Source organism: Asaia sp. SF2.1 (assembly GCF_000505765.1).
GTDB lineage: Bacteria > Pseudomonadota > Alphaproteobacteria > Acetobacterales > Acetobacteraceae > Asaia > Asaia bogorensis.
Genome location: NZ_AYXS01000011.1, coordinates 28718 through 30768 on the forward strand (window position 1 = coordinate 28718; position 2051 = coordinate 30768).

General features: G+C 63.2%; 3 protein-coding genes. 1 reads left to right on the top strand and 2 read right to left on the bottom strand.

The annotated features are described in order from the left end of the window. Together P792_RS26310 and P792_RS26315 are read right to left on the bottom strand one after the other, a co-directional pair. Window positions 1-714, bottom strand: a 714-nt coding sequence (locus tag P792_RS26310; RefSeq protein WP_023978306.1) for a pseudouridine synthase, incomplete at its 3' end; no start/stop codon positions are given. After that, window positions 711-1472 carry a gamma-glutamyl-gamma-aminobutyrate hydrolase family protein gene (locus P792_RS26315; RefSeq protein WP_023978307.1) on the bottom strand — a complete coding sequence of 254 codons (762 nt, stop codon included), beginning with the start codon at window positions 1470-1472 and terminating at the stop codon, window positions 711-713. The genes P792_RS26315 and P792_RS26310, both read right to left, overlap by 4 nt. Window positions 1473-1675: 203 nt before the next feature. Between P792_RS26315 and P792_RS26320 the strand changes: the two genes are divergently transcribed. Further along, window positions 1676-2051: nucleoside deaminase (locus P792_RS26320; protein ID WP_023978308.1), on the top strand; the 376-nt coding region annotated here is incomplete at its 3' end.

A 2051-nucleotide genomic window follows, 5' to 3' on the forward strand; every position in this document is an offset into this window, starting at 1 on the left:
CTGCTCGCGCAGGATCTTGCCCTGCACCTCTTCAATCTCGCGCTTTTGCAGCGTGCCAAGCTGGAAGGGGCCATAGGAGACGCGGATCAGACGGCTGACATGCAGGTTGAGACCCATCATGACGCGCCGGATTTCACGGTTCTTGCCTTCCTGAAGGCTGACGGTCAGCCAGGCGTTATCGCCCTTCTGCGAGTCCAGACCGGCTTCAATGGGACCATAGCGCACACCATCGAATTCCGAGCCATGAGCCAGAGCGGCCAGCTTGCGCTCGTCCACAACGCCGAACACGCGCACACGATAGCGGCGTATCCAGGCATTGGAAGGCAGCTCAAGGCGGCGGGCAAGCTCACCGTCATTGGTGAGCAGAAGCAGCCCTTCGGAATTGATGTCCAGACGCCCGACGCTGACGACGCGCGGCATGCCCTCAGGCAGGGAGTCGAACACGGTGGGTCGTCCCTGCGGGTCACGATGGGTGGTCATGAGCCCGTCCGGCTTGTGATAGCGCCAGACACGGGTGTGTTCCTTGCCCCCGATCACCTTGCCATCAAGCTGAATGATGTCGCCATCCTGTACGAAGGTGGCGGGATGCTCGACCGAAGAGCCGTTCATGCGGATGCGACCGGCCTCGATCATGCGTTCGATGTCGCGTCGGCTGCCCACACCTGCGCGGGCCATCCATTTGGCGATGCGTTCGCCCTTCTGTTCTTCGGTCATGCTCGTCTGTCCTGTGGTGTCGCGTGTCGGGCCGCGTCGATGAAACCAGCCAATAGACGCGCGTCACCCGGATCGATAGCGAATTCCGGATGCCACTGCACCCCCAGATAAAAAATTCCGTTGCCAGTGTCGTTGTCGGTACCGGGGGCTTCGATGGCCTCGATCAGGCCATCAGGGGCACGGGCACTTACCAATAGCCCCCCGGGGTCGCGCACGCCCTGATGATGGGAGGAATTGACCCGCATGGTCGTGCATCCGGTGTAGTGGGCCAGACGCGATCCGGGAACGAGGATCACATCGTGACCGGCTTCGTCGCGCGGGTTCGGCTGTTCATGGGCAATAGGCCCCGGCGCATGATCGGGAAGATGCTGGTGCAGTGTCCCACCCCAGGCAATGGCCATCAGCTGCATGCCGCCGCAGATGCCGAGTACCGGCAGGGTAAGACGGCGGGCGGCTGCAATATAGGCCAGTTCGGCGTCCGTGCGTCCCGGTTTGAGGGTTGTCTGCGGGTGCGGGGCTTCACCGTAAAGTGCAGGGTCAGGGTCGAACGCGCCCCCGGTGACAACCAGCCCGTCCAGACGCTCCATATAGGCCTGCGCCAGATCAGGCTCATGGGGCAGCCCAACCGGCAGGCCGCCTGCGTTGCGGATGGCATCGAAATAGTGTTGCCGCAGGGCGTGATAGGGCCAGCGGGAAAAATCCTGTGGGCCACCCGGCTCGATATCGAGGGTGAGGCCGATGAGGGGCGCGCGTGTCATGAGGTGGATGTAAGCAGGGTTTTCCGACAAACAGAAGGCAGGCGTGCAGGATAGCACGACGAACGATGGGAGGGGGGTCATCCGGCATGAGGCAGAAGAACAGTCATCATCCCTCCTCTCTCACCCGGACGGGGGATAAAAGCGCCCCCCCTGACAGGCGTGACAATGGCATCGCCCCGCCGTGTCTGGACCCGTCCGAGGCCATGAGCTGTGCTCTCGAGGCCGCCCGCGAAGCGGCCTTGCGGGGGGAGGTGCCTGTGGGTGCGATCGTACTTGGGGCAGATGGACAGGTTCTGGCCTGTGCCTCGAATGAGGTTGAACAAAGGGTCGACCCCAGTGCCCACGCGGAAATTCTCGCAATGAGGGAAGCGGCGCGGGTGCTCGGGTCGCGGTCGCTCGCCTCGTGCACCCTGGTCGTGACGCTGGAGCCCTGCCCCATGTGTGCAAGCGCCATGACGCATTTTCGCCTTGGACGGGTGATTTATGGTGCCTACGACCCGAAGGGGGGCGGGGTCGATCACGGACCACGCATTTTTGAGCAACCGGCCTGTCTGCACCGGCCAGAAGTGATTGGCGGGG